Origin of the sequence: Amycolatopsis sp. (assembly GCF_025464955.1) — a bacterium.
In the GTDB taxonomy this organism is placed as follows: Bacteria; Actinomycetota; Actinomycetes; order Mycobacteriales; family Pseudonocardiaceae; genus Amycolatopsis.
Map to the genome: position 1 here is coordinate 166998 of NZ_JAODNM010000030.1, position 21251 is coordinate 188248.

General features: G+C 68.9%; 18 protein-coding genes and 1 pseudogene. 15 read left to right on the top strand and 4 right to left on the bottom strand.

The window, feature by feature from the left end; all coding sequences use genetic code 11:
• The first annotated feature begins 77 nt into the window (after window positions 1–77).
• Genes JWQ81_RS05535 through JWQ81_RS05545 form a run of 3 tightly spaced genes read left to right on the top strand, consistent with a single transcriptional unit; the run spans window position 78 to window position 2733 of the window.
• Complete coding sequence (locus JWQ81_RS05535; RefSeq protein WP_297538185.1) at window positions 78–629, top strand: MaoC family dehydratase; 552 nt, start codon at window positions 78–80, stop codon at window positions 627–629.
• A complete protein-coding gene (locus JWQ81_RS05540; RefSeq protein WP_297538187.1) occupies window positions 626–1456 on the top strand; it encodes a CoA ester lyase in 831 nt (276 codons plus the stop codon). The genes JWQ81_RS05535 and JWQ81_RS05540 overlap by 4 nt, the downstream gene beginning before the upstream one ends.
• Entirely contained in the window at window positions 1453–2733 is a 1281-nt protein-coding gene (locus JWQ81_RS05545; protein WP_297538189.1) for an acetyl-CoA hydrolase/transferase C-terminal domain-containing protein, read from the top strand. Before JWQ81_RS05540 ends, JWQ81_RS05545 begins: the two co-directional genes overlap by 4 nt.
• Here JWQ81_RS05545 and JWQ81_RS05550 read toward each other — a convergent pair.
• Window positions 2663–3652 (bottom strand): helix-turn-helix domain-containing protein, encoded by a 990-nt coding sequence (locus tag JWQ81_RS05550; RefSeq protein ID WP_297538191.1) that lies wholly within the window; start codon window positions 3650–3652, stop codon window positions 2663–2665. The genes JWQ81_RS05545 and JWQ81_RS05550 overlap by 71 nt on opposite strands.
• A gap of 224 nt (window positions 3653–3876) precedes the next feature.
• Here JWQ81_RS05550 and JWQ81_RS05555 point away from each other — a divergent pair, with 224 nt between their 5' ends.
• A complete protein-coding gene (locus JWQ81_RS05555; protein ID WP_297538193.1) occupies window positions 3877–5073 on the top strand; it encodes a cytochrome P450 in 1197 nt (398 codons plus the stop codon).
• Window positions 5074–5182: 109 nt separating this feature from the next.
• Here the strand turns inward: JWQ81_RS05555 and JWQ81_RS05560 are convergent, their stop codons facing one another.
• Entirely contained in the window at window positions 5183–5632 is a 450-nt protein-coding gene (locus tag JWQ81_RS05560; RefSeq protein WP_297538195.1) for a MarR family transcriptional regulator, read from the bottom strand.
• An 84-nt stretch (window positions 5633–5716) separates the two neighbouring features.
• Between JWQ81_RS05560 and JWQ81_RS05565 the strand changes: the two genes are divergently transcribed.
• From JWQ81_RS05565 to mptB, 10 genes and pseudogenes are all read left to right on the top strand, one after another.
• Window positions 5717–8668, top strand: a complete 2952-nt coding sequence (locus JWQ81_RS05565) for a carboxypeptidase regulatory-like domain-containing protein (protein WP_297538197.1) — start codon at window positions 5717–5719, stop codon at window positions 8666–8668.
• Window positions 8669–9099: 431 nt separating this feature from the next.
• On the top strand, window positions 9100–9711 hold the full coding sequence (locus JWQ81_RS05570) for a TetR/AcrR family transcriptional regulator (protein ID WP_297538199.1): 612 nt from the start codon (window positions 9100–9102) through the stop codon (window positions 9709–9711).
• A 445-nt stretch (window positions 9712–10156) separates the two neighbouring features.
• A pseudogene (locus tag JWQ81_RS44800) lies at window positions 10157–10309 on the top strand (helix-turn-helix transcriptional regulator); the annotation flags it as partial.
• Window positions 10310–10321: 12 nt separating this feature from the next.
• Window positions 10322–10756: a DUF397 domain-containing protein gene (locus JWQ81_RS05575; RefSeq protein ID WP_297538201.1), complete on the top strand. Its 435-nt coding sequence runs from the start codon at window positions 10322–10324 to the stop codon at window positions 10754–10756.
• A gap of 143 nt (window positions 10757–10899) precedes the next feature.
• On the top strand, window positions 10900–11904 hold the full coding sequence (locus JWQ81_RS05580; protein WP_297538203.1) for an asparaginase: 1005 nt from the start codon (window positions 10900–10902) through the stop codon (window positions 11902–11904).
• A 339-nt stretch (window positions 11905–12243) separates the two neighbouring features.
• Window positions 12244–14007 carry an ABC transporter substrate-binding protein gene (locus JWQ81_RS05585; RefSeq protein WP_297538393.1) on the top strand — a complete coding sequence of 588 codons (1764 nt, stop codon included), beginning with the start codon at window positions 12244–12246 and terminating at the stop codon, window positions 14005–14007.
• A gap of 12 nt (window positions 14008–14019) precedes the next feature.
• Complete coding sequence (locus JWQ81_RS05590) at window positions 14020–15042, top strand: ABC transporter permease (protein WP_297538226.1); 1023 nt, start codon at window positions 14020–14022, stop codon at window positions 15040–15042.
• The gene (locus JWQ81_RS05595) at window positions 15039–15938 is read left to right on the top strand and encodes an ABC transporter permease (RefSeq protein ID WP_297538228.1); all 900 of its coding nucleotides are present in this window, start codon (window positions 15039–15041) and stop codon (window positions 15936–15938) included. Before JWQ81_RS05590 ends, JWQ81_RS05595 begins: the two co-directional genes overlap by 4 nt.
• An 11-nt stretch (window positions 15939–15949) precedes the next feature.
• Window positions 15950–17599, top strand: a complete 1650-nt coding sequence (locus tag JWQ81_RS05600; RefSeq protein WP_297538395.1) for an ABC transporter ATP-binding protein — start codon at window positions 15950–15952, stop codon at window positions 17597–17599.
• Window positions 17600–17698: 99 nt separating this feature from the next.
• Window positions 17699–19336, top strand: coding sequence for a polyprenol phosphomannose-dependent alpha 1,6 mannosyltransferase MptB (gene mptB, locus JWQ81_RS05605; protein ID WP_297538229.1), 1638 nt, complete (start codon window positions 17699–17701; stop codon window positions 19334–19336).
• Window positions 19337–19342: 6 nt separating this feature from the next.
• Here the strand turns inward: mptB and JWQ81_RS05610 are convergent, their stop codons facing one another.
• Both JWQ81_RS05610 and JWQ81_RS05615 read right to left on the bottom strand, forming a co-directional pair.
• Window positions 19343–19855 carry a GNAT family N-acetyltransferase gene (locus tag JWQ81_RS05610; RefSeq protein ID WP_297538231.1) on the bottom strand — a complete coding sequence of 171 codons (513 nt, stop codon included), beginning with the start codon at window positions 19853–19855 and terminating at the stop codon, window positions 19343–19345.
• A 40-nt stretch (window positions 19856–19895) separates the two neighbouring features.
• Window positions 19896–20324 (bottom strand): TIGR03668 family PPOX class F420-dependent oxidoreductase, encoded by a 429-nt coding sequence (locus tag JWQ81_RS05615; RefSeq protein WP_297538233.1) that lies wholly within the window; start codon window positions 20322–20324, stop codon window positions 19896–19898.
• A 39-nt stretch (window positions 20325–20363) separates the two neighbouring features.
• Here JWQ81_RS05615 and JWQ81_RS05620 point away from each other — a divergent pair, with 39 nt between their 5' ends.
• Window positions 20364–21239, top strand: coding sequence for an alpha/beta fold hydrolase (locus JWQ81_RS05620; RefSeq protein WP_297538235.1), 876 nt, complete (start codon window positions 20364–20366; stop codon window positions 21237–21239).
• The last annotated feature ends 12 nt before the right edge of the window (window positions 21240–21251 follow it).

Below are 21251 nucleotides of genomic sequence, written 5' to 3' on the forward strand. Positions count from 1 at the left end.
GCAAGGAACACCGCGACACTCGGTCGCCAAAACGCGCTCCCGCTGCCGGGGTCGGTTCAGCGGCACATAATCGGCACATGGACGACGGTGAAAAGGGTTGGCAGGGCAGGTACTTCGAGGACTTCACGGTCGGCGCCGTCTACCGCCACCCGCTGGGCCGCACGGTCACCGAGACCGACAACTCGTGGCTCACGCTGCTCACCCAGAACACCGCCCCGCTGCATTTCGACCGGCACTACGCGGCCCAGACGACCTGGGGCAAGCCGCTGGTCGACTCGACGTTCACCCTGGCGCTGATCACCGGGCAGAGCGTGACCGACGTGTCCATGCACGTCATGGCCAACCTCGGCTGGGACCGGGTCCGGCTGCCGAACCCGGTGTTCGAGGGCGACACCCTGTACTCCCAGTCCGAAGTGCTGACCAAGCGCGATTCTTCTTCGCATCCCGACGTCGGCATCGTCAGCGTCCGGACGGCCGGGTTCAACCAGGACGGGACGATCGTGATCACCTTCGAACGCACGTTGATGGTCTACCGGCGTGGACAGGGTCCGCGGTTCGCCGCCGTCGAGCCGGTCTGGGACGAGCGGTCACGCCGCGCGGCCGGGCTCGACGAACACGACCCGTCATGAACGCCGAACAGGCGAGGTCGTTGCTGTTCGTCCCGGGCAACCGCCCCGATCGGTTCGCCAAGGCCGCGGCGAGCGGGGCGGACGTCGTGCTGTGCGACCTGGAGGACGCGGTGTCTCCGGACGGCAAGTCCGACGCCCGGGCAGCCGTCGCGGACTGGGTCGCCGAGCACCCGGCCGTCGTGCGGATCAACGCCGCGGACACCCCCTGGTACGACGACGACCTCGCCGCCTTGGCCGAGGCGCGGAGTTTGCTGGGTGTCGTCCTGCCCAAAGCCGACGTGTCTGCAGTGCGCGCCACCGTGCCACGCCTGCCGACCGGCGTCGGCCTGTTGGCACTGGTGGAGACAGCACGCGGCGTGCGCGACGCGGACGCGCTCGCCGAGATCCCCGGGGTCCGGAGGCTGCTGTTCGGCAACCTCGACTTCGGCCTCGACGCCGGGATCACCCCGACCGGTGACGACGAGCCCGAGCTGGCCTACGCGCGGTCCCGCCTCGTCATCGCCTCGCGGGCGGCCGGTCTCGCCGCGCCGGTGGACGGCGTCTGCACCGACCTCGACGACCCGGACCGGATCACCGACTCGGCGCGACGCGCCCGCAATGCCGGGTTCGGCGGCAAGTTCTGCTTACACCCCAAGCAGGTCACCGCAGTGAACGCGGCGTTCAGCCCCACTGAGCGGGAGCTCGGCTGGGCGCGCCGGGTGATGGACGTCGCAGCCGGTTCCGGGGGCGCGGCAGTCAGGATGGACGGGGAAATGATCGACAAGCCGCGCCTGGAACTGGCGCGGCGGTTGCTCGCCGCGGCGGGCGAGGAGGGATACCCCGGATGACCGCGCGACTGGATCGGCCCAACGAGCCGGAGGACGTACTCGCGCACATTCCCGAAGGCGCCGACGTGATCGTGCCGCTGACGCTGGGTGAGCCCATCGGCCTGATCGACACCCTCGAAGCGCACGCCGAGGAGCTGCGCGGCGTGCGGATCCACCGGATGGACCCGTATCTGCGCCGCCGCTACATCGACGGCGAGTTCCCCGGCAAGCTCGAGCACGTCGACTACTTTCTCGGCGCCGGCTCGCGGCAGGCGTTCTGGGACGGCCACTGCGATCTCGTGCCGAACCATTTCAGCGAGATGCCGCTGCTGCTCAGGAAGTCCACGCGCTGCACGATCGCACTCGCCGCGGCCAGCCCGCCCGACCGCCACGGCTACTTCAGCCTGGGCACCAACGCCGACTACACCGCCGCGTTCATTGGCGAGATCCCGTTCTTCCTCGAGGTCAACGCGCAGATGCCCCGCACCTTCGGGCACAACCAGCTGCACCTGAGCCAGATTGCCGGCTGGACCCGCGTCGACCGCCCGCTGTACGAGGCCACCGTGCCCCCACCGGACGACCGCGACCAGCGCATCGCGGACCTGATCGCCGAGCGCGTGCCCGACGGCGCCTGCCTGCAGATCGGCATCGGCCGGATCCCCAACGCGCTGCTCACCTCCCTGGCCGGGCACCGCGACCTCGGCCTGCACACCGAGGCGCTCTCCGACGGCGTGCTGGACCTGATGGAGGCCGGCGCGCTGACCGGCGCCCGCAAGCTCCACGAGCGCAACAAACACGTCGCGACCTTCTGCATCGGCACGAAACGGCTCTACGACTGGCTCGACAACAACACCTCCGTGGCGTTGGAACCCGTCGACTGGGTCAACGACCCGCGCGTGGTGGCCAAGGAGCCGAACTTCGTCTCCATCAACGCCACCAGCGAGGTCGACCTGATGGGACAGGCCGCGAGTGAGACCATCGGCGGGCGCTACTGGTCATCCTCGGGCGGGCAAGCCGACTTCGCCCGCGGGGCGATGTACTCCGTAGGAGGTAAGGCGTTCCTCGTCCTGCACTCCACCACCCACGACGGGGCGAGCCGGATCAACCTGCAGCTCACCCCGGGCAGCGTCGTCACGACGTTGAAGAACACCGTCGACCACATCGTCACCGAGTACGGCGTGGCGGAGCTGCGGGGGAGAAGCCTCTCTCAGCGGGCGGACGCGCTGATCAGGATCGCTCACCCGCAGCACCGCGACCGGCTGACCGCCGAGGCCCGGAAGTTCGGCTTCCTGCGCTGAGGCCTTCGCGCTGCGCCGGGGTGAGCCTGTCGAACCTCGTGACCACTGTGTAGGCGCCGGATTCGGTACGTCGTACGGCAAACGGGTCGGCGATCTTCGGCGCGTCGGCGAGGTCACGCAGCGCGTCTTCGGCCCGGTTCGCCGACCATCCCAAGGCGTTCGCCAACTCCCTCACACCGAACGGTTCGGCGGCCTCGACCAGCGCCGCGAGGACAGTGAGCGCGTCGCTGGCGTCGGCGACGGAGATGCCGCCGGTCATGTCCTGCACCAGCTGAGTGAAGAACTCGCCCATCTCGCGCACCCGGACGCCGGCCGGCGTGGCCGCACCGAGCGCTTCGGCGCCGAGGCGGGCGACGTCCGCCCAGGTGCCGTTCATCCGGGCGCTCGACGTCCACGCCCGGGTCCAGACGTCGTCGTCGATGAAGTACCGCTCTCGCCGCCGAGGCCCGCGCTCCCGCCGGATCAGGTCCTGGCTTTCGAGGTAGGCGACGGCTTTGGAGATCGACGCCGGGCTGACCCGCAGCCGGTCGGCCAGTTCGGCAGCGGTGAGGCTGCCGGAGTCGGTGACGTACAGACAGGCAGTCAGCCGGGCCACCATCCGCGGAAGCCCGGTATCGACGATCACCGCGGCGAACTGATCCTCGAACGCGCGCACCGCATCGGGATCCCGCCCGTAGGCGACCTCGGCGGCCGGCGGCGCCGGAGTGTCGATCAGCCGGTGCCGACGAGCGCGCCGCACGGTCTCGTGGTGTGCGTAGTCCGCCCGGTAGCCGGCCGGGCCGCCGTTGCGGGTCACCTCGCGACTGACGGTCGACGTGGGCCGATCGATTCGCCTGGCCACCTCGGCGTACCCGAGCCCTTCTGCCATCCCCGAGGCGATGCGCCGACGGTCTTCGTAGCTCAGTCTGCCTCCCGGCATCCGTCCCCGCCTTCGGTCTCGTCGATGGTCGGTGTCCAGTGTGCGTTCGCTCGACGCGCAGTGCAATGACCCAACGACATATGCGTGCATTCACGGTCAGCTCATTGCAATGAAACGCCTAAAAGTGCCTCCATAGAGGGAAAAAGTCGCACACTTATGTTGACCGACTGGGAAACCAGTTTTAGCGTCGAAGTTGTCCGAAGAACTGCGAAGGGGGAACCGGCATGACGAAATCACTGCCCGAGGCCGCACCGCTGCCGACCGAGCACCCGCCCGGATGTCCGTTCGATCCGCCCGCGGAGCTGACCCGGTTACGCGAGGAAAACCCCGTCAGCGCATTGGCCTACGACGACGGGCACGAGGGGTGGCTGGTCACCAGCCGCACGCTGGTACGCGCGGTACTCGCCGACAAACGGTTCAGCGCCCGGCTCGAACTCATGCGGAACCCGTTCCCCGGCACCGCCTCCGGAGACCTTCCGCCGGCCCAGCCCGGGGACCTCACCGGCGTCGACGCCCCCGAACACACCCGCTACCGGCGGCTGCTGATCGGGCAGTTCACTGTCCGGCGCATGCGTCAACTCACCGCGCGCCTCGAGGAGATCACCCACCAGCACCTGGACGCCATGGAGCGGCAAGGTTCGTCGGCCGATTTGGTAACGGCGTTCGCGCATCCGGTCCCGGCGCTGATGATCTGCGAACTGCTCGGAGTGCCCTATGCCAGCCGCGAGAAGTTCCAGAAGCACGCGGCGGTGCTGGCCGGATCCGGTCAAGAGGTGTTCGAAGCCTTCGCCGCACTCCGGGAATTCGTCGTGGAACTGGTGCGGGCGAAACGGGCCGAGCCGACCGACGACCTGCTCAGCGACCTGACCACCACCGACCTCACTGACGAGGAGCTGACCAACATCGGGGTGCTGCTGCTCGGGGCCGGCCTCGAAACCACGGCCAACGTGATCGCGCTCGGCACGTTCGCGCTGTTACGCCACCCCGGCCAGTTCGCTCTGCTGCGTGATGAACCCGACCTGGCCGACCAGGCGGTCGAGGAGTTGCTGCGCTACCTCAGCGTGGTTCCCCTCACTGTCCGCACCGCGCTGGAGGACGTCGAACTGGGCGGTCAGCTGATCAAGAGCGGTGACACCGTCAGCGTGTCGTTGGCGGCGGCGAACCGTGACCCGGCGCAGTTCCCCGACCCCGATTCCCTCGACATCCGACGAGCGTCCGGCGGGCAGGTGGCGTTCGGCCACGGTATCCACCAGTGCCTCGGGCAGCAGCTCGCGCGCGTCGAACTACGGGTCGCGCTTCCCGCGTTGCTGCGCCGGTTCCCGACGCTGCGCTTGGCCGTCCCGCCCGAGGACGTCTCGCTGGGCGAAAACCTGATGATCCGCGGTCTGCAACAACTTCCGGTCGCCTGGGACGCCCTGTGACGCGCGAGTCCCGCCGAGCACGAGGACAGCAACTCGCCGTCGAGTTGCGATGCTTAGCGTGCGCAACGACCCCACAAAAGCGCGAAAGTGGGACGTCGGGAGCGAGGGGTCAGGCCTGGTTGGCGGGCGTGAGGTGGTGTTCGGCGATGGCCGCGTTGTAGCGGGCGAACGATTCGCCGATCACCCGCAGCTCGTCCTCACCGCAGCCGGCGAACATCTCCTCGAGGCTTTCCCGGCGGCGGCGGTGGACGGTTTCCGCGCGCCGGCGCCCTTCTTTGGTCGCGGTGATGACGCTGCGCCGCCGGTCTGTCGGGGCTGGGGCCCGGTCGACCAGGCCGCCGCCGGTCATCGCGGACACCTGCCTGCCGACGGTGGACGGATCGAGCCCGAGCGTGGCGGCAAGGGTGTTGATGTCGGCGGCTCCTTTCGCTTCCAGCGTCCGGATCAGGAGGTAGCCCGCGCGGTCGAGCTCGTCGTAGATGTCGGTGCGGCGGCTCAGCAGTTCGAAGTTCCGCACCAAGATCGCGGAGTGGACCTCGATGAGATCGATCGCGTCCATGTCCAGCCAGCCCCTTCAGCGGTATGATACCGGTAGATGTCGGCATCATACCGATATCTCGCCGAACCACTGAGACGGGGGACGATGAGCGGGTCGTCGGATTTCCTACGACGCCTCCGGGACCGGGCGCTGGCCTCGGACCCGGGATTGACCAGGTTGCAGACGGCGACGTCGGCGGTGGTGGGCATGGCCACCGCCCTCGGTGTCGAGTACACCTACGCGCATTTCACGCACGCGGGTGCGCAGGGCACTCTGATCGCGATGCTGCTGGGCGCGGTGACGGCCATGATGGGCTCGATGGCGCTGAGCGGCACCGGCGTCTGGCTGAAGGTGCGCACCGCGGTGTTCTTCCCGGTCGCGATGGGACTCGGGATGCTCGCCGGGATCGCGGTGGGCGGGAACACCGATCTGATGCTCACGGTGTTCGTCGTCGTGATGTTCCTGGCGGTGTTCGTCCGCCGCTTCGGGGTCGCGTTCTTCTTCTACGGCTTCATGATCTGGATGGGCTACTTCTTCGCTGCATTCATGCACGCGACTCTGACGACGTTCCCGTCGCTGCTGGCGGAGATCGCGATCGCCACCGCGTGGGTGCTGCTGCTGTCCATCACCGTGTTGCGCACCAGCCCGAAGAACACCCTTCGCCGGACTCGCCGGGCCTTCAAGGTCAGGTCCAGGATGGTCGCCCGCGCGTGTGCCGGCCTGCTCGAGGCCGAGGTGACCGACCCCGGCCAGGTCAAGCGCTGGCAGAGCAGGATCCGGGCGGCCCAGACCCGGCTCGCGGAATCCGCGTTGATGATCGAGGCCTGGTCCGCCGAACTGCCGACGCTGCCCGGCGGGTTTTCGCCCTCGTCGTTGCGACGCATGATCCTGGACGCCCAACTCGCCATCGACGGGCTGGTTACCGCGACCGAAGGCCTGCGCGGTGCCGACACGCGACTTCAGGTAGAAGCGGCCCGCATCCTCGGGTTGTTCGGCGCCGGTGACTACGTCGCGGCCGACCGCGCCGCCCGTCGCCTGCTCACCAAGCCGGGCCGCAACCAGTCCGACTCCCGGAGACTGGTCTGCGCGATAGCGGAGTACGTCGCGCTCATCGAGCGCGCCGACGACCCACGGCCCTCCGACGACTTCGAACCGGCCGTGACCCTCGCACTGGGCAACCTCCCCGGCTCCGTGTCGGCGGCCGGAGACGTCAAGCCGCGCGGCGGTTCCTGGAATCCGTTGCTGCGGCTTTCGCTGACCAGCAGGCAAGCCGTGCAGGTCGCGGTGGCCGGCGCACTGGCGATCGTGGCGGGCCGCGAGTTGTCCGAAGCCCGCTACTACTGGGCGGTGATCGCCGCCTTCGTCGCGTTCACCGGCACCGCGACCCGGTCGGAGGTGTTCATCAAGGCAACCAACCGCGTGGTGGGTACCCTCGTCGGCCTCGGCGCCGGCATCGGATTGGCCCACCTGACCGCCGGCAGCACCACCTGGGTACTCGTGGTGATCGTCGGCGCGATGTTCTGCGGGTTCTACCTGCAGCGCCTTTCTTACGCCTACATGATCTTCTTCATCACGATCATGGTGTCCCAGCTCTACAGCGCGCTGCACGAGTTCTCCGCGGGACTGCTCGTGCTGCGGCTGGAGGAAACCGCGCTCGGTGCGACCATCGGGATCGTGGTGGCGTTGCTGCTGACGCCGTTGAGCACCAGGGACACCGTGTCCACAGTGGAATCCACCTTCCTCGGCACGCTCGCCGAGCTGCTGCGCGCGGCCGGTGACCGGATCGAGAACGGCGGGCACGAACCCGACCTCGACGCGCGCACCCGCAGCCTGGACAACGGACTCCGCCAACTGCTGCTGGTTGCCGCGCCGCTGGTGGGCGCGCTGCCGTGGGGTAGTGGCTCGCGCCGGACCCGACACCGGCTGACGCTTTACAGCGGTATCGCCGGGCACACTCGCGGGCTGGCCGGAACCCTGCGCCGGCGTCCCACGATCGAACACGCCCTCGCGGTCCCGTGCCGCGCGCTGGCCGAAGCGGTCACGGCCCTGGCTGAAGGCCCCAAGGAGACCGCGCTGGCCCAGCTGGGTGCTGCCGAGCTGGCGCTGGCGCAACCGTGGACACCCGACGCTGAACGGGTCTGGCAGGAGCTGGTCAACCTGCGTCAGCTGCTGTACGAACTCGCCACCGGCAACGCGGAAGTCCCCATCGACGAGAAGGACGAGAACGAGGTACCGCTGACTCCGGTCGCACAGGTCGTACCGACGTCTCAGACCGGCTTGGGCGGGATCCGGATCCGCGGGTTCGTCCGCGCCGCGGACGGCAGCGGCGTCGACCGGGCCGTGCTCACCCTGATCGACCGGCGCGGACGGCAGGTCGCCCGCGGGGTGTCCCGGGCCGACGGCCGATACCGGGTCGAAGCACCGCGAGCGGGCACGTTCGTACTGATCACCGCGGCCGAGGCGCACCGGCCGTCCGCGTCGACGGTCACCGTCCGCAAAGCGGCCGGCACGGTGGTGGTCGACGTCCTGCTGTCCGACTCGGGCGGGCTGGTCGGCACCGTAACCTCCGGGGCCGACGGCACCGCCGTGGAAGGCGCCCTGACCACGCTGACCGACTCCCAGGGCATGGTCGCGGGCTCCCGGCGTACCGGTGCCGAAGGGGCCTATGCGTTCAGCGCGCTCGACGACGGCGACTACACCCTCGTCGTCAAGGCCGCGTCCCATCAGCCCGCGGCGAGGACGGTCACGGTCACCGCCGGCGGCGACACCCGCGAGGACGTCGCACTGACCGGAGTGACCCGCCTGTCCGGCGTCGTCACCGCGGGCCCGGACGCCCACCCGGCGAGCCGGGTCCGGATCACCCTGCTCGACGCCGCGGGCGCGGTGGTGGCGCTGACCGACACAGACGACGCGGGCCGGTACACCTTCGAGGGCCTGCCAGAAGGCCGCTACACCACCCTCGCCCGCGGATACCCGCCCGCGGTCAGCACGCTGCACCTGAGCTCGGAGGGGCACCCGCTGCGCCACGACGTCGAGTTGAAGCACTCGGCGGGTTAGCGGGGGTGGCGGTTTAGAGCTGCAAGGACGGGGGGCCGGGGGCGAACGTCGTGCGCGACGACGGCCTCTCGCGTGGCGTGTGTCCCATTCGCAACGCGAGTCGCAGGAGTCCCAGCTTCAAGCCCTCGGGGCAACGTCGTGGGGCTGATGGGGCAGTGGGTGCTGTTGTGGCGTTGCGGCCGGCGCGCCAGCGACTCGGGGGACGTTTAGTACAAATCTTTTGTATCGGGGGACGTTTCGTACACAACGGCACCGGATCGGCCAACCCCACCAGCCCCACCGACCTGGGACTCCGATCCGGTCCACGAACCCCGGCCGCCCCAGTCCCTGCTGCCTTAGACCAGACCCCGACACGACGTACTGGACTCGCCGGTTCAAACGTGGCACGATAAAAATGGACTGGGAAGTCCAAATTACAGGGAGGGCTCGAAGTGACCAGGACGCTGACCCCGAAGGGAATGGCCACCCGGCAGCGAATTCTCGAAGGAGCCGCCGCCGAAATCCGCGAACGCGGGGTCGTCGACACCACGTTGGACGACGTCCGGAACCGGACCGGCACGAGCAAGAGTCAGCTGTTCCACTACTTTCCCGACGGCAAAGAGCAACTGCTCCTCGCTGTAGCGGGCTTCGAAGCCGAGCGGGTGCTCACCGACCAGCAACCGCAGCTGAGCAACCTGACGTCGTGGCGTGCCTGGCAGGAGTGGCGCGACACGGTCATCGAGCGCTACCGGAAGCAGGGCCTGCACTGCCCGCTGAGCATGCTGATGTCGCAGATCGGACGCAGCACCCCGGGAGCCCAAGCCGTCGTCACCGGTCTGCTCACCCGCTGGGAGGACGAAATCGCCGCCGGCATCCGCGACATGCAGCGCCAGGGCAAGGTCGGCGCGCACGTAGACAGCGACCAGTCGGCGGCCGCGCTGCTGGCCGGTATCCAGGGCGGGGTGATGATCATGCTCTCCACCGGCAGCCTCACCCATCTGGAAGCCGCGCTCGACATCGCCATCGGCCGCCTCCGTGACTCGGGGCGCCCCGAACGCTCGTGAACCCTCCGGGCGCCCCGCTCCGTCTTCGACGAGCCCGCCCGGCTCCCAGGCCTGGCCTCGCGAGTCGCGGCCGCGTCGGTAGCAGCCGTCGCAGCGAGGGCAGGACTCGATGGCTTTGACCAACCGGGCGACGACTTCGACGCGCGGATGCCGGTCCGGATATAGGTCGTCCTCCTGGCACCACGGCACGAGCCACTGGCACCCCAGATCGGCCAGCTCGGCCTTGCGGTAGAGGTGTAGGAACCCGTCATCCAGGAACTCCCGCGTGGCGAAGTCGCAGGTCTTCGCCCAGCCCGCGTCACCTATTCGTGTAGCCATTTCCCGCTCCCCGGTCGGCCCGTTGCGGATGTGACCATCCGTGTTCGGCTGTATGCGCTCCGACTAGGACACTCAGGGATGGCCGCGCCCCTTCGTCGACGAAGACTCGCTCGCACCCCCCCAGGAGCTGCGCGAACGCACTGATCTCAACGTCACGGAAGCAGCCAAGCTCGCCGGGTTCTCGCAAGCGAAGCTGTCCAGGATCGAGACCGCGCAGATCGCCATCAGCGGCGACGACACGTTCGCCCTGTGCGAGGTACTGGGCGTCGCCGAGGACGTCACGGACGCGCTGGTGACTCTGGCCCGCCAAGCCAAGCGCCGCGACTGGTGGAAGACGTATCCCAATACGGTCCTGGGGCGGACGACAGACCTGCTCGAACTGGAAGCCGACGCAGACTCGGTCCACTACTTCACCCTCGACGCCATTCCCGGGCTGCTCCAAACGGAGTCCTACGCGGCGGCGGTGATGCAACACGGCTTTCCCCGCGAATCGGCCGACGAACTCGAACAACGAGTTGCTGTACGCATGGCGCGGCAGCAGCACGTCGACCCCGCCCGCGCGGCGTGGCGGAAAAGCCAAGCGTCTAGCAGCAACAATGCCTGTGTCGAGGTAGCGCTCTCCTCGGACGCGATCGGCATCCGGGACACGAAGGACCGGGCAGCCGGTCACCTGGTGCTCGCGCCGGGTTCGTGGTCGGCGTTCCTCGAAAAGGCAGCACGCCACTAGAAGGCGAACGACAGGGAGCCCCGGCGCCTCGTGAACGCCGGGGCTCCCTGCTGTCGGCGGTACCGAGAACGCCAGGTCCGCGCGATCCTCGTTCCTCGCGAGCGGAGCACACGGGAGGCGCCTGACCGCGTTAGCGTGCGGGGGTGGCCACCGACGAACGCCCCACCATCGCCGTGATCGCCTTGGGCGGCACCATCGCCATGACGGCGTCAGCTGACGGACCCGGTGCACGGCCGTCACTAACCGCCGAAGATCTCCTTGCCGCCGTACCCGGGCTCGATGCCGCCGGGGTCACCGTGCAGGCCAGGACTTTCCGCTCGGTCCCGGGCGCGTCGCTGAGCTTCGCCGACCTCACCGAGCTGGTTCGGCTCATCGACTCGCTCAGCGTCGACAGCGTCAATAGCGTCGACGGGGTCGTTGTCACCCAGGGCACGGACACTCTTGAGGAAACGGCGTACTTCCTCGACATCGCCCTCGGCACGTTGATGCCCGTCGTGGTCACCGGGGCGATGCGCAACCCCTCGCTGGCCGGGGCCGATGGTCCGGCCAACCTGCTCGCCGCCGTCCAGGCCGCCGCTGCGCCGGCGTCGCGGGGCTTGGGCACGCTCGTGGTGATGGCCGATGAGGTCCACGCCGCTCGCCGGGTCCGCAAGACCCACACCACCAGCATCGCCGCGTTCACCTCGCCCGACACCGGACCCATCGGGCACCTGGTCGAGGGGCGGGTTCGGTACCTCGCGCACCCCGGCGACCGGACGTGGATCGGCTCCGGTGACCTCCCGGCGAACGTCGCGCTGGTCACCGCCGCGTTCGGTGACGACTTCCCGCTCCTGCGGCCGGTCAGGGCCGACCTCGACGGCCTGGTGGTGGGGGCTTTCGGGGTCGGACATGTCCCGGCCGAGACCGTCGACCTGCTGGGGGAGTACGCCGCACGCATCCCGGTGGTGCTCGCCAGCCGGACCGGCGCCGGCGCCATCCACCATGCCAGCTACGGCTTCCCCGGGTCCGAGCACGACCTGCAGCGGCACGGACTGCTCAATGCGGGATTCCTGGACCCGCTGAAAGCCCGGATCCTGCTGCGCCAGCTCCTCGCCACCGGCGCCTCCCGCGACACCATCGCCGCCACGTTCGCCGCGCTCGACGGCTGACGCGCGTATCGATTGAGCATCGCCGATTCACGGCCGAATCTGGGCGAAATGGGGCTGAACGGCTCAATCCGGCGCCCAGAACCGCCGAAACCCCCAAATCCGGTGACCGAACGTAATAGGGTGCCGCGACAGGGGTGACCGGTGATCAACGGACCGGGTCGGCCGCGGCTGGTGAGATATTGCGCGGCTATGACTGCATGTGGTTACTTTTCACCTCTTGGGGCGAGGCCAATCGAGCAAGCAGAGGTGGTCGTGGTGGGCAAAACGCGGTCGACATGGTTCACGAAGTCGGCGAAAAGGAGACGCGTTCGCGCGTTCGTAGCGGTGCTGGCCACCGGAATGCTCGCGGCGGGCCCGTTCGCGGCCCCCGCGCAGGCGCAACAACCCGGCAAGACGTTGCGGGTCGCGATCGTCACCGGGATCAACCATCTGAACCCGTTCACCGGGGACCTGCTGGCCTCCACCCAGATCGCCAGGTTGAACTACGAGTTCCTGACGCTGCCGTCGTCGACGAACACCGAGCCGGCGCCCGCGCTGGCAGAGACGTGGTCGAACTCCGCGGACAAGCTCACCTGGACCTTCCACATCCGCCACGGCATGAAGTGGTCCGACGGCCGGCCCGTCACCGCGAAGGACGCCGCGTTCACCTTCAACCGGATGCTGACCGACGCGACCGCGCGCACGGTCAACGGTTCCTACGTCACCAACTTCGCCTCGGTCACCACGACCGACGACTACACGCTGGTGATCAAGAACAAGGTTCCGCAGGCGAACATGCTCGCGATCGACGTGCCGATCGTGCCTGAGCACGTCTGGGCGCCGATCAAGGACCTCAGCTCGGCCGAGACCGACTCGATCCCGGTAATCGGCGTGGGCGACGGGCCGTTCATCATCACCGACTACAAACCGGGCGAGTACGTCAAGTTCAAGGCGAACAAGGACTACTGGCGCGGCGCGCCCAAGGTCGACAACGTCCAGTGGCTGATCTTCAAGGACGCCGAGGCCGCGGTCAGCGCGCTGCAGAACAACGAAGTGGACATCATCAACCGGCTCACCCCGACGCAGTTCAACACCCTCAAGGGCCAGCCGAACATCACGACGAACAGCGCGCCGGGGCACCGCTACAACGAGATCATCATGAACTTCGGTGCCGAGTCCAGCACCAACACCCCGATCGGTGACCCCAACCCCGCGCTGAAGGACATCCGGGTCCGCAAGGCCATCGCGCAGGCGATCGACCCGCAGACCATCGTCGACCGCGTCATGGGCGGTTACGCCCAGGTCGGCACCAGCGTCGTCCCGCCGATCTTCGCCGACTACACCTGGGCACCCAGCCCCGCCGAGAAGCTCGGGTTCGACCCGGCCGCCGCCAATGCCGCTCTCGACCAGGCCGGATACCCGAAGGGCGCCGACGGCATCCGCAGCGGCCCGGACGGCAAGAAGGTCACCCTGCGGCTGGTCGCGCACGCGAGCCGTGCGTTCGACCAGCGCACCACGGAGTACATCACCGGGTGGCTCAAGAGCATCGGCATCGGCGTGACCCCGCAGCTGGTCTCCGACGACGACGTCGACGCCCGGACCACTGCCGGCAACTTCGACCTGGCCATCTCGGGCTGGGGCACCAGCCCGGACCCGGACTACGCCCTGTCGCTGCAGACCTGCGCCAGCCGACCGAACGCCGACGGCAAGGGCGGCAGCAGCGACACGTCCTTCTGCGACACGCAGTTCGAGTCGCTCTACAAGCAGCAGGCCACCGAGTTCGACCCCGTGAAGCGCGCGGTCATCGTCAAGGAGGCTCAGGCGCGGCTCTACAGCCAGGCCGTCAACGTCGTCCTCGACTACGACAACGCGCTCGAGGCCTACCGCTCGGACAACTTCTCCTCGTTCATGAAGCAGCCCGAACCGAACGGCGTGATCCTGGAGCAGACCGGCTACTGGGGCTACTGGGGCGCTACCCCGGCCGGTACCGCGACAACGTCGGCGTCGGGTAGCGACAGCCACACCGGCCTGTGGATTGGTATCGGCGTGGTCGTGGTCTTGGTACTCGCCGGTGGCGGCTTCTTCGTCGTCTCTCGCCGCAAGACCTCGGACGACCGGGAATAGGGCGCAGCAAAGGTGACCGAGGTACTCGACCAGCCGTCGGCGCTCACCGATCCCGGTGAGCGCCGCGGCGGCAGCGGCCTGTTCCGTTACGTGGCCACGAAAATCGCCGAGGCGGTGGCCAGCCTCATCCTCGTGGTGATCCTCGGGTTCTTCCTGTTCCGGCTGCTGCCGGGCGACCCGGTCACCTTCATGACCCGCGACCGGCCCACCGACCCGCAGCAGCTGGCCGAGCTGCGCACCCGGATGGGACTCGACGAGCCGGTCCTCCGCCAGTTCGTCGACTACCTCATCGGCCTGCTGCACGGGGAGATGGGAACCTCCTACATCGACAACCGCCCGGTCGCCGACATGATCGCCGAACGGATCTGGCCGACCGTGCTGCTGGTGGGCTCGGCGACGCTGATCGCCGTCGCGCTGGGTTTGTGGCTCGGCGTCCGGTCCGCGTGGCGCCGCGGCAGCTTCTTCGACCGCGCCAACACCGGGATCGCGCTGACCCTGTGGTCGGTCCCGCAGTTCTGGCTGGGCCTGCTGCTGCTCGTCGGCACGGGCGGCCTGTTCCCCAGCCGCGGCATGCACTCGCCCGACGCCGGGCCGGGGTTCTGGGCGCAGGGAATCGACGTCGCACACCATCTCGTGCTGCCGTGCGTGACGCTGTTCGTCGTGTTCTACGCGCAGTACATGCTGGTCATGCGCTCGTCGCTGCTCGGGGAGATGAACGCCGAGTACCTGACCACCGCCCGGGCGAAAGGCCTGCGCGACGACCTCGTCCGCAGCCGCCACGCCGTCCCCAACGCCCTGCTGCCGACGGTCACCCTGGTTTTCCTGCAGTTCGGGATGGTCGTGTCCGGTGCGGTGTCGGTCGAGGCGGTGTTCAGCTGGCCCGGGATCGGGCAGCTGCTCTACACCGCCATCCACGGACCGGATCTTCCGGTGCTGCAAGGCGTCTTCGTGGTCATGGCCGGCGCTGTCGTGCTGATGAACCTGCTCGCGGAGCTCCTTTACCGCGTGCTCGACCCGAGGGTGCGGACAGCATGACGTCGAACGCTTCGGCCATCGCGTGGCAGCGCCGCCGCGCGAGCGCGGCCAAGATGTGGCGCGAGTTCGCGAGCAACAAGGGCGGCCTGATCGGGCTCGGCTTCCTCACGCTCACGGTCCTGTTCGCCGTGCTCGCCCCCTGGATCGTCGACCAGTCCGGGCTCGACGTCACCAACGCCAAGGGCGGGCTGCTCCAGCCGCCGAGCGCGCAGTTCCTGCTGGGCACCGACATCGACGGCCGTTCGGTGCTGCTGCTGACCTTGTGGGGCACCCGGATCTCGCTGCTCGTCGGCTTCTCCGCGACCATCCTGTCCGTCCTGATCGGCACGGTGGTCGGGATCGCGGCCGCGCACTTCGGCGGCTGGATCTCCGCGCTGCTGCTGCGGTTCACCGACTTCTTCCTGGTGCTGCCGTCGCTGGTGCTGGCGATCGCGTTGTCGGCGGTGCTCCCGCAGGGGGCGACGACCGTCATCATCGCCATCGGGGTCACCGCGTGGCCGACGACGGCCCGGCTCGTGAGGGCGCAGACGCTGACCATCGAAGGACGGCCCTACATCGAGCGTTCCCGGGCGCTGGGCGGAGGGCACCTGCACGTCATCGGCAAGCACGTCCTGCCCGGCGTGATGCCCCTGGTGCTGGCCAACACCACCCTGGTCGTCGGCAACGCGATCATCGCCGACGCCACGCTGGCGTTCCTCGGCGTCGGGAACCCGAACGCCGTGTCGTGGGGCTCGATGCTGGAGACCGCGCTCAACAACGGCGCGGTGACCAGAGGAGCGTGGTGGAACCTGCTCCCGCCCGGTATCGCCATCGTCGTGATCGTGCTGGCCTTCACCCTCGTCGGCCGCGCGCTGGAAACCGTGCTGAACCCGCGGCTGAAGGGACAGCGCTCGTGAACCCCCTGTTGGTGAACCCGTTGCTGGAACTGAAAAACCTCGACGTCACCTACCGCACCGGCGGCGGTGACGTGGCGGCGGTGCGCAACGTCGACCTGCGGCTCGAAGCCGGTGACACCCTCGGCGTGGCGGGGGAGTCGGGGTCGGGCAAGTCGACTGTCGCGATGAGTGTCCTGCGGCTGCTGCCGTCTTCGGCGACCGTGTCGGGGGAGATCCTGCTCGACGGCGAAGACGTCACGAAGATGAAGTGGGGCCGGCTGCGCGCGGTGCGCTGGGCGGAGGCGTCGGTGGTCTTCCAGGGCGCGATGCACGCGCTCAACCCGGTGCGCAAGATCGGCGACCAGATCGCCGAGCCCATCCGCCTGCACGCCCCGTCCGGCGAGGTACTCGGTGACAAGGGGGTCAACGCCCGCGTCGGCGAACTGCTCGAACAGGTGGACCTGCCCAGATCCCGAGCCGGGGCGTACCCGCACGAGCTCTCCGGCGGCCAGAAGCAGCGCGTGATGATCGCGATGGCGCTGGCCTGCGAACCGCGGCTGATCATCGCCGACGAGCCGACCACCGCCCTGGACGTGATCGTGCAGGCGCAGGTACTCGACCTGCTGAGCACACTGGTCGCCGAACGCGGGCTCGGGCTGGTCATGATCAGCCACGACCTGTCGGTGCTCGCCGCGACCTGCGCACGGATCGCGGTGATGTACCGCGGGGAGATCGTCGAGCACCGGCCCAGCGCGGAACTCATGGCGGCACCGGAACACGCGCACACCAAGGCCCTCGCGGCCGCGTTCCCGACCGTGGGCGACGAGGTTTCGCGCTACGCGCCGGCGTCGAGCAGCCCGATCCCGCCCGAACCTGTCCGGGATTCCGGGACCGACCGGCGTCCGCTGCTCGCCGCGGAAGACCTCCGGGTCACCTTCCGCGATCGCACCGGCGCGCACGTCGACGCGGTCGCCGGGGTAAGCCTCGAAGTGCACCGCGACGAGATCGTGGCGCTCGTCGGCCAGTCCGGGTCCGGTAAGACCACCCTCGCCAGGACACTGCTCGGCCTGCAGAAGCCGACCTCGGGCGTGGTGCGTTACGACGGCGCGCCGGTGCCCCGATCCGGGGCCGGTGCGGGTGCCTACCGGCGACAGGTGCAGCTCGTGCTCCAAGACCCCACGAGCGCGCTCAACCCGCGTCACAGCGTCTATGAGGCCGTCGCGGAGGGGCCTCGGATCCACCGCCTGGCCGGGGACGAACGGGCAATCGTCACCAAAGCGCTCGAAGCGGCCGAACTGCGTCCGGCCGAGACCTACCTGTCGAGGCTGCCGCACGAGCTTTCCGGCGGCCAGCGGCAGCGCGTGGTCATCGCCGGCGCGCTCGCGCTGGAGCCCAGTGTGCTGGTGGCGGACGAACCCGTCGCTTCGCTCGACGCGTCCGTCCGCGGGGAGATCCTCGCGCTACTGCTCGGTTTACGGCGCGAACTCGGCCTCGCCGCGCTGGTGATCACCCACGACCTCGGCCTGGCGTGGAACATCGCAGACCGCGTCGCGGTGATGTACCGGGGCGAGATCGTCGAGAACGGCACGGTCGAGCAGGTCCTGCTCGATCCCCGGCACGCGTACACGAAAACACTGCTGGCCGCCCTGCCCGGGGGCGTCCGCCGGGTGGAGACAGCCTGAGCGGTCCGACAGCCGGGCCACAGGAACGGCCGGGGCGCGCGGAAACGGGCTGGCTGCCGCGAGCCGGACCGGACGCGGTGTGTAATCTCCAACCTCGACATGGCGACCACCACAGACCCCGCGCCGGAGGCCGGGCCCACCAGCGGCCTCGGCACCGCGCAGACGACTCGGCCGGCCCCGGCGCGCCCGCTGGCCGACCGGCTCAAGGTGCCCTCCCGGTTCCCGTACCGCACGATCGCGATGGGGACCATCGGCAGCACCTTGCTGATGCTCGGTGCGCTCGGCGCCGGCGGCATCCTGATCCGCGACCCCATCCTCGGCAGCGGTCCGCTGTCCTGGATCCGGTACGGACACGGCCGTGTGCTGGCCAACCTCGTGCTGTACACCGGCTTCGGCCTCGTGGTGTGGGCGTGGGTGCGCCTGGGTCGCTACGCGCTCGACGGCCGCGTCGGCAGCAAGCCGATCGTGGCGGCCGCCGCGGCGTGGATGGCGCCGCTGCTGATCTCGCCGCCGCTGTTCACCCGCGACGTCTTCTCCTACCTCGGCCAGGGCGCCCAACTGCTCAACGGGCTCGACCCGTACAAGAACGGCCCGATCGAGCTGCAGGTGCTGCAGAACGTCGTGCAGAACGTGCACCCGCTCTGGCAGACCACGCCCGCGCCGTACGGGCCGCTGTTCCTGCTGATCTCCAAGGGCATCGTCTCCATCAGCGGGGACAACCTGATCCTTGGTGTCATCCTGATGCGGCTCGCGCTGGTCGTCGGGCTCGGCGGCATCCTGTGGTCGCTGCCCAGGCTCGTCAAGCACCTCGGCGGCAAGCTGCCGATCACGATGTGGCTCGCCATCGCCAGCCCGATGACGGTGATCCACCTCTTCGGCGGCCCGCACAACGAACTGCTGATGCTCGGCTTCCTCGCCCCCGGCGTGGTCGCGGTGCTGGAACGCAAACACGCGCTGTCGATCTTCCTGGTCACCGTCGCCGCGCTGATCAAGCCGTCGGTGGTGCTGGCGCTGCCGTTCCTGGTCTGGATCTGGGCCAACCACCTGCCCGAAGACAGCAAGGTGAAGAACTTCGTCCGCGCCCTGCTGCCGTCGGTCGGTATCTTCGCGGTGGTGTTCTTCCTCGGCACCTGGGCGTCGATGGGTTCGCTGAACTTCGGCTGGATCACCGGCCTGCAGGCACCGAGCCTGATCGCCAACTGGCTCAACTTCCCGACCGGCATCGGCGAGATCTTCCATACGCTGGTCAACCTGATCATCAACGTGCCTTCGTCACCGTTCGTGACGGTGGCCAGGCTGATCGGCTGGATCGGGCTGGTCGCCCTGATCATCCGCCAGTGGTGGCTGGCCAGGAACGGCGGCAACCAGGCCGTGTTCCGCATGTCGGTCGCGCTGCTCGCGCTCGCCATCATCGCGCCGCCTACCCTTCCCTGGTACCTGACCTGGGGTTTCGTCATCGCTTCGGCGTTCAAGTGGCAGCGCAAGCACCTGGCGGTCGTCGTCGCGGTGTCGGTATTCCTCGTGCTCGTCTACTACCCGACGGGCGAACAGGGCCTCTACGACTGGTGGTTCATCGCCATCGTCATCGCCGCGAGCCTCTACGCCGCCGCCTCGCTCCTCCGGCCGGACCCGCTGGGCCTGATCGCCGCGTGGCGCAAACCGGACGAAGAGTTCCTCACCCTGCCCCGCCCGCCCGCCGCGAACACCCCGGACACAGTCGCTCCCGTCACGGGCTAGCCGGCGTCAGAGTCGGTCGAACGGCTCCGCGTAGGCGAACTTCCCGGCAATGGGCTGGTACGCCGAGAGTGGCCGAGCCTGGAAGTACCGGCCCCAGGCCGGATCGGGCGAGTAGATGCCGAGCTCCGAAGCCGTGACGAACCCGTAGCGGTGGTAGTAGCCAGGGTCACCCAGAAGAACGACCAGCGGCTCGTCCAAGGCGTCGGCGGCACCGAGCACCACATGCATCAACGCCTTGCCGACGCCTTGCTGGTGCCGGCAAGGGCGCACCGCGAGCGGGCCGAGCCCGAGCGCCGGGCTGTCGTCGACCCGCCCGCGGGTGCACACGACGTGCCCGACGACCTCGCCGGCGATGACGGCGACCAGCGACAGCTTCGGTAGCCAACCGGCATCGCCTCGCAGCTCCTTCAGCAAAGCCACCTCGATCGGAGGCTCCGGCTTCTCGGCACTGGCGAAGGCGAACCCGACGACATCATGGACAGCTTCGACGTCCTCAGGACGTTCAGGGCGGACGAACATCCGGTCATCCTCCCCGCTCCGCCCTCCGCGGGCATCCGCTTTACCGGGTCGGGTCGGTGGCGGCCCAGCCACTCCAGCGGGCGACGGTGGTGGCGACGACAACACCGGTCGGCGGACGCTCCCGATACTGCGCGTACTTCGACTGGAGCGCTCGTACAGGTTCGACGCGGTCAGCCGGATCTCCCAACGCCCTCGCGACGCCGTCCGCGCGCGCCCACCACAGCGCTGTCCAGTCCTCGTCATAGACATCGACGAGGAAGCTGACCGCCGGATTCGCTGCGATGTTGCGCAGCCGTCGCAGGTCGGTGGTCGTTTTCGGCTTGTGATCGACGACGAAGAAGATCGCGTCCCCGGCTACGGCGAACGTCACGGGGACGAGGTGCGGGACCCCGTCGACGCCGACGGTGGCCAACGTCGCCACCCGTGCTTCGGCGAAACGGGCGCGGGCGGCATCGGGACCCAGTCGCATACCTAGAACTTAGCTGTACCCTGCGCGAGTGAACCCCGCATGAGCAAGTTTGCCGGCTGCCGGTCGCTCGAACTGACCGATACCGAGATGGGCCGGGCGTTCCCCGCGCTGATCATGTACCCCACCGAGACTCCCGAACGCCCCGAACGCCTCGGCCCCTACGTCGCCGAAGTAGCGATGAACGGCCCCGTCGCGCCCGGCCCGTATCCGCTGGTCGTGATCTCCCACGGTACCGGGGGATCGCACCTGCTCTATCGCGACCTCGCCGCATATCTGGCGAGGCAGGGGTTCGTGGTGGTGCTTCCCGAACACCCGCTCAACAACCGCGACAACAACGAGCTCGCCGGTACGGCGGCCAACCTGGCCAACCGCCCGCGCCACCTCCGGTTGGTCATCGACTGGGCGCACGGCGACCGGGTCTTCGGTCCGCAGCTGGTCCCGGGCAAGGTCGCGATCGTCGGACACTCCCAGGGCGGCTACACCGCGCTGGCTCTCGCGGGGGGACGCCCCATGGCGTTCCCGAACGAGACCGATGACCACCAGCCGCATCCGGTCGACGTCGTCGCGGACGACCGGATCAAAGCCCTCGTGCTGCTGGCGCCCGCGACCCCGTGGTTCATGGAAGAGGGGGCGCTGAAGGACGTCGACGTCCCGATCTTCCTGCTGACCGGGCAGAAGGACCAGCACACGCCGCTCTGGCAGGCCGAAATCGTCAAGAACGGCGTACCGGACAGCGCCCTCGTCGAACACCGCGCCATCACGAACGCCGGCCATTTCTCTTTCCTGAGCCCGTTTCCCCCGCAGATGATCAACCCGGCGTTCCCACCTTCGCAGGACCCGCCGGGCTTCGACCGCCCACGGTTCCACGAACAGATGAACGCCGAGATCCTGGCGTTCCTGCGTCGCGTCCTTTGAGCGCAACGCGGG

Excerpts from the sequence above, each read along its gene's own strand:
- JWQ81_RS05615 (WP_297538233.1), bottom strand. The coding sequence starts at position 20,324 with ATGCGACTGGGTCCCGATGCCGCCCGCGCCCGTTTCGCCGAAGCACGG.
- JWQ81_RS05565 (WP_297538197.1), top strand. The coding sequence starts at position 5,717 with ATGAGCGGGTCGTCGGATTTCCTACGACGCCTCCGGGACCGGGCGCTG.
- JWQ81_RS05550 (WP_297538191.1), bottom strand. The coding sequence starts at position 3,652 with ATGCCGGGAGGCAGACTGAGCTACGAAGACCGTCGGCGCATCGCCTCG.
- JWQ81_RS05545 (WP_297538189.1), top strand. The coding sequence starts at position 1,453 with ATGACCGCGCGACTGGATCGGCCCAACGAGCCGGAGGACGTACTCGCG.
- JWQ81_RS05560 (WP_297538195.1), bottom strand. The coding sequence starts at position 5,632 with ATGGACGCGATCGATCTCATCGAGGTCCACTCCGCGATCTTGGTGCGG.
- JWQ81_RS05555 (WP_297538193.1), top strand. The coding sequence starts at position 3,877 with ATGACGAAATCACTGCCCGAGGCCGCACCGCTGCCGACCGAGCACCCG.
- JWQ81_RS05595 (WP_297538228.1), top strand. The coding sequence starts at position 15,039 with ATGACGTCGAACGCTTCGGCCATCGCGTGGCAGCGCCGCCGCGCGAGC.
- JWQ81_RS05540 (WP_297538187.1), top strand. The coding sequence starts at position 626 with ATGAACGCCGAACAGGCGAGGTCGTTGCTGTTCGTCCCGGGCAACCGC.
- JWQ81_RS05535 (WP_297538185.1), top strand. The coding sequence starts at position 78 with ATGGACGACGGTGAAAAGGGTTGGCAGGGCAGGTACTTCGAGGACTTC.
- mptB (WP_297538229.1), top strand. The coding sequence starts at position 17,699 with ATGGCGACCACCACAGACCCCGCGCCGGAGGCCGGGCCCACCAGCGGC.
- JWQ81_RS05585 (WP_297538393.1), top strand. The coding sequence starts at position 12,244 with ATGCTCGCGGCGGGCCCGTTCGCGGCCCCCGCGCAGGCGCAACAACCC.
- JWQ81_RS05610 (WP_297538231.1), bottom strand. The coding sequence starts at position 19,855 with ATGTTCGTCCGCCCTGAACGTCCTGAGGACGTCGAAGCTGTCCATGAT.
- JWQ81_RS05620 (WP_297538235.1), top strand. The coding sequence starts at position 20,364 with ATGAGCAAGTTTGCCGGCTGCCGGTCGCTCGAACTGACCGATACCGAG.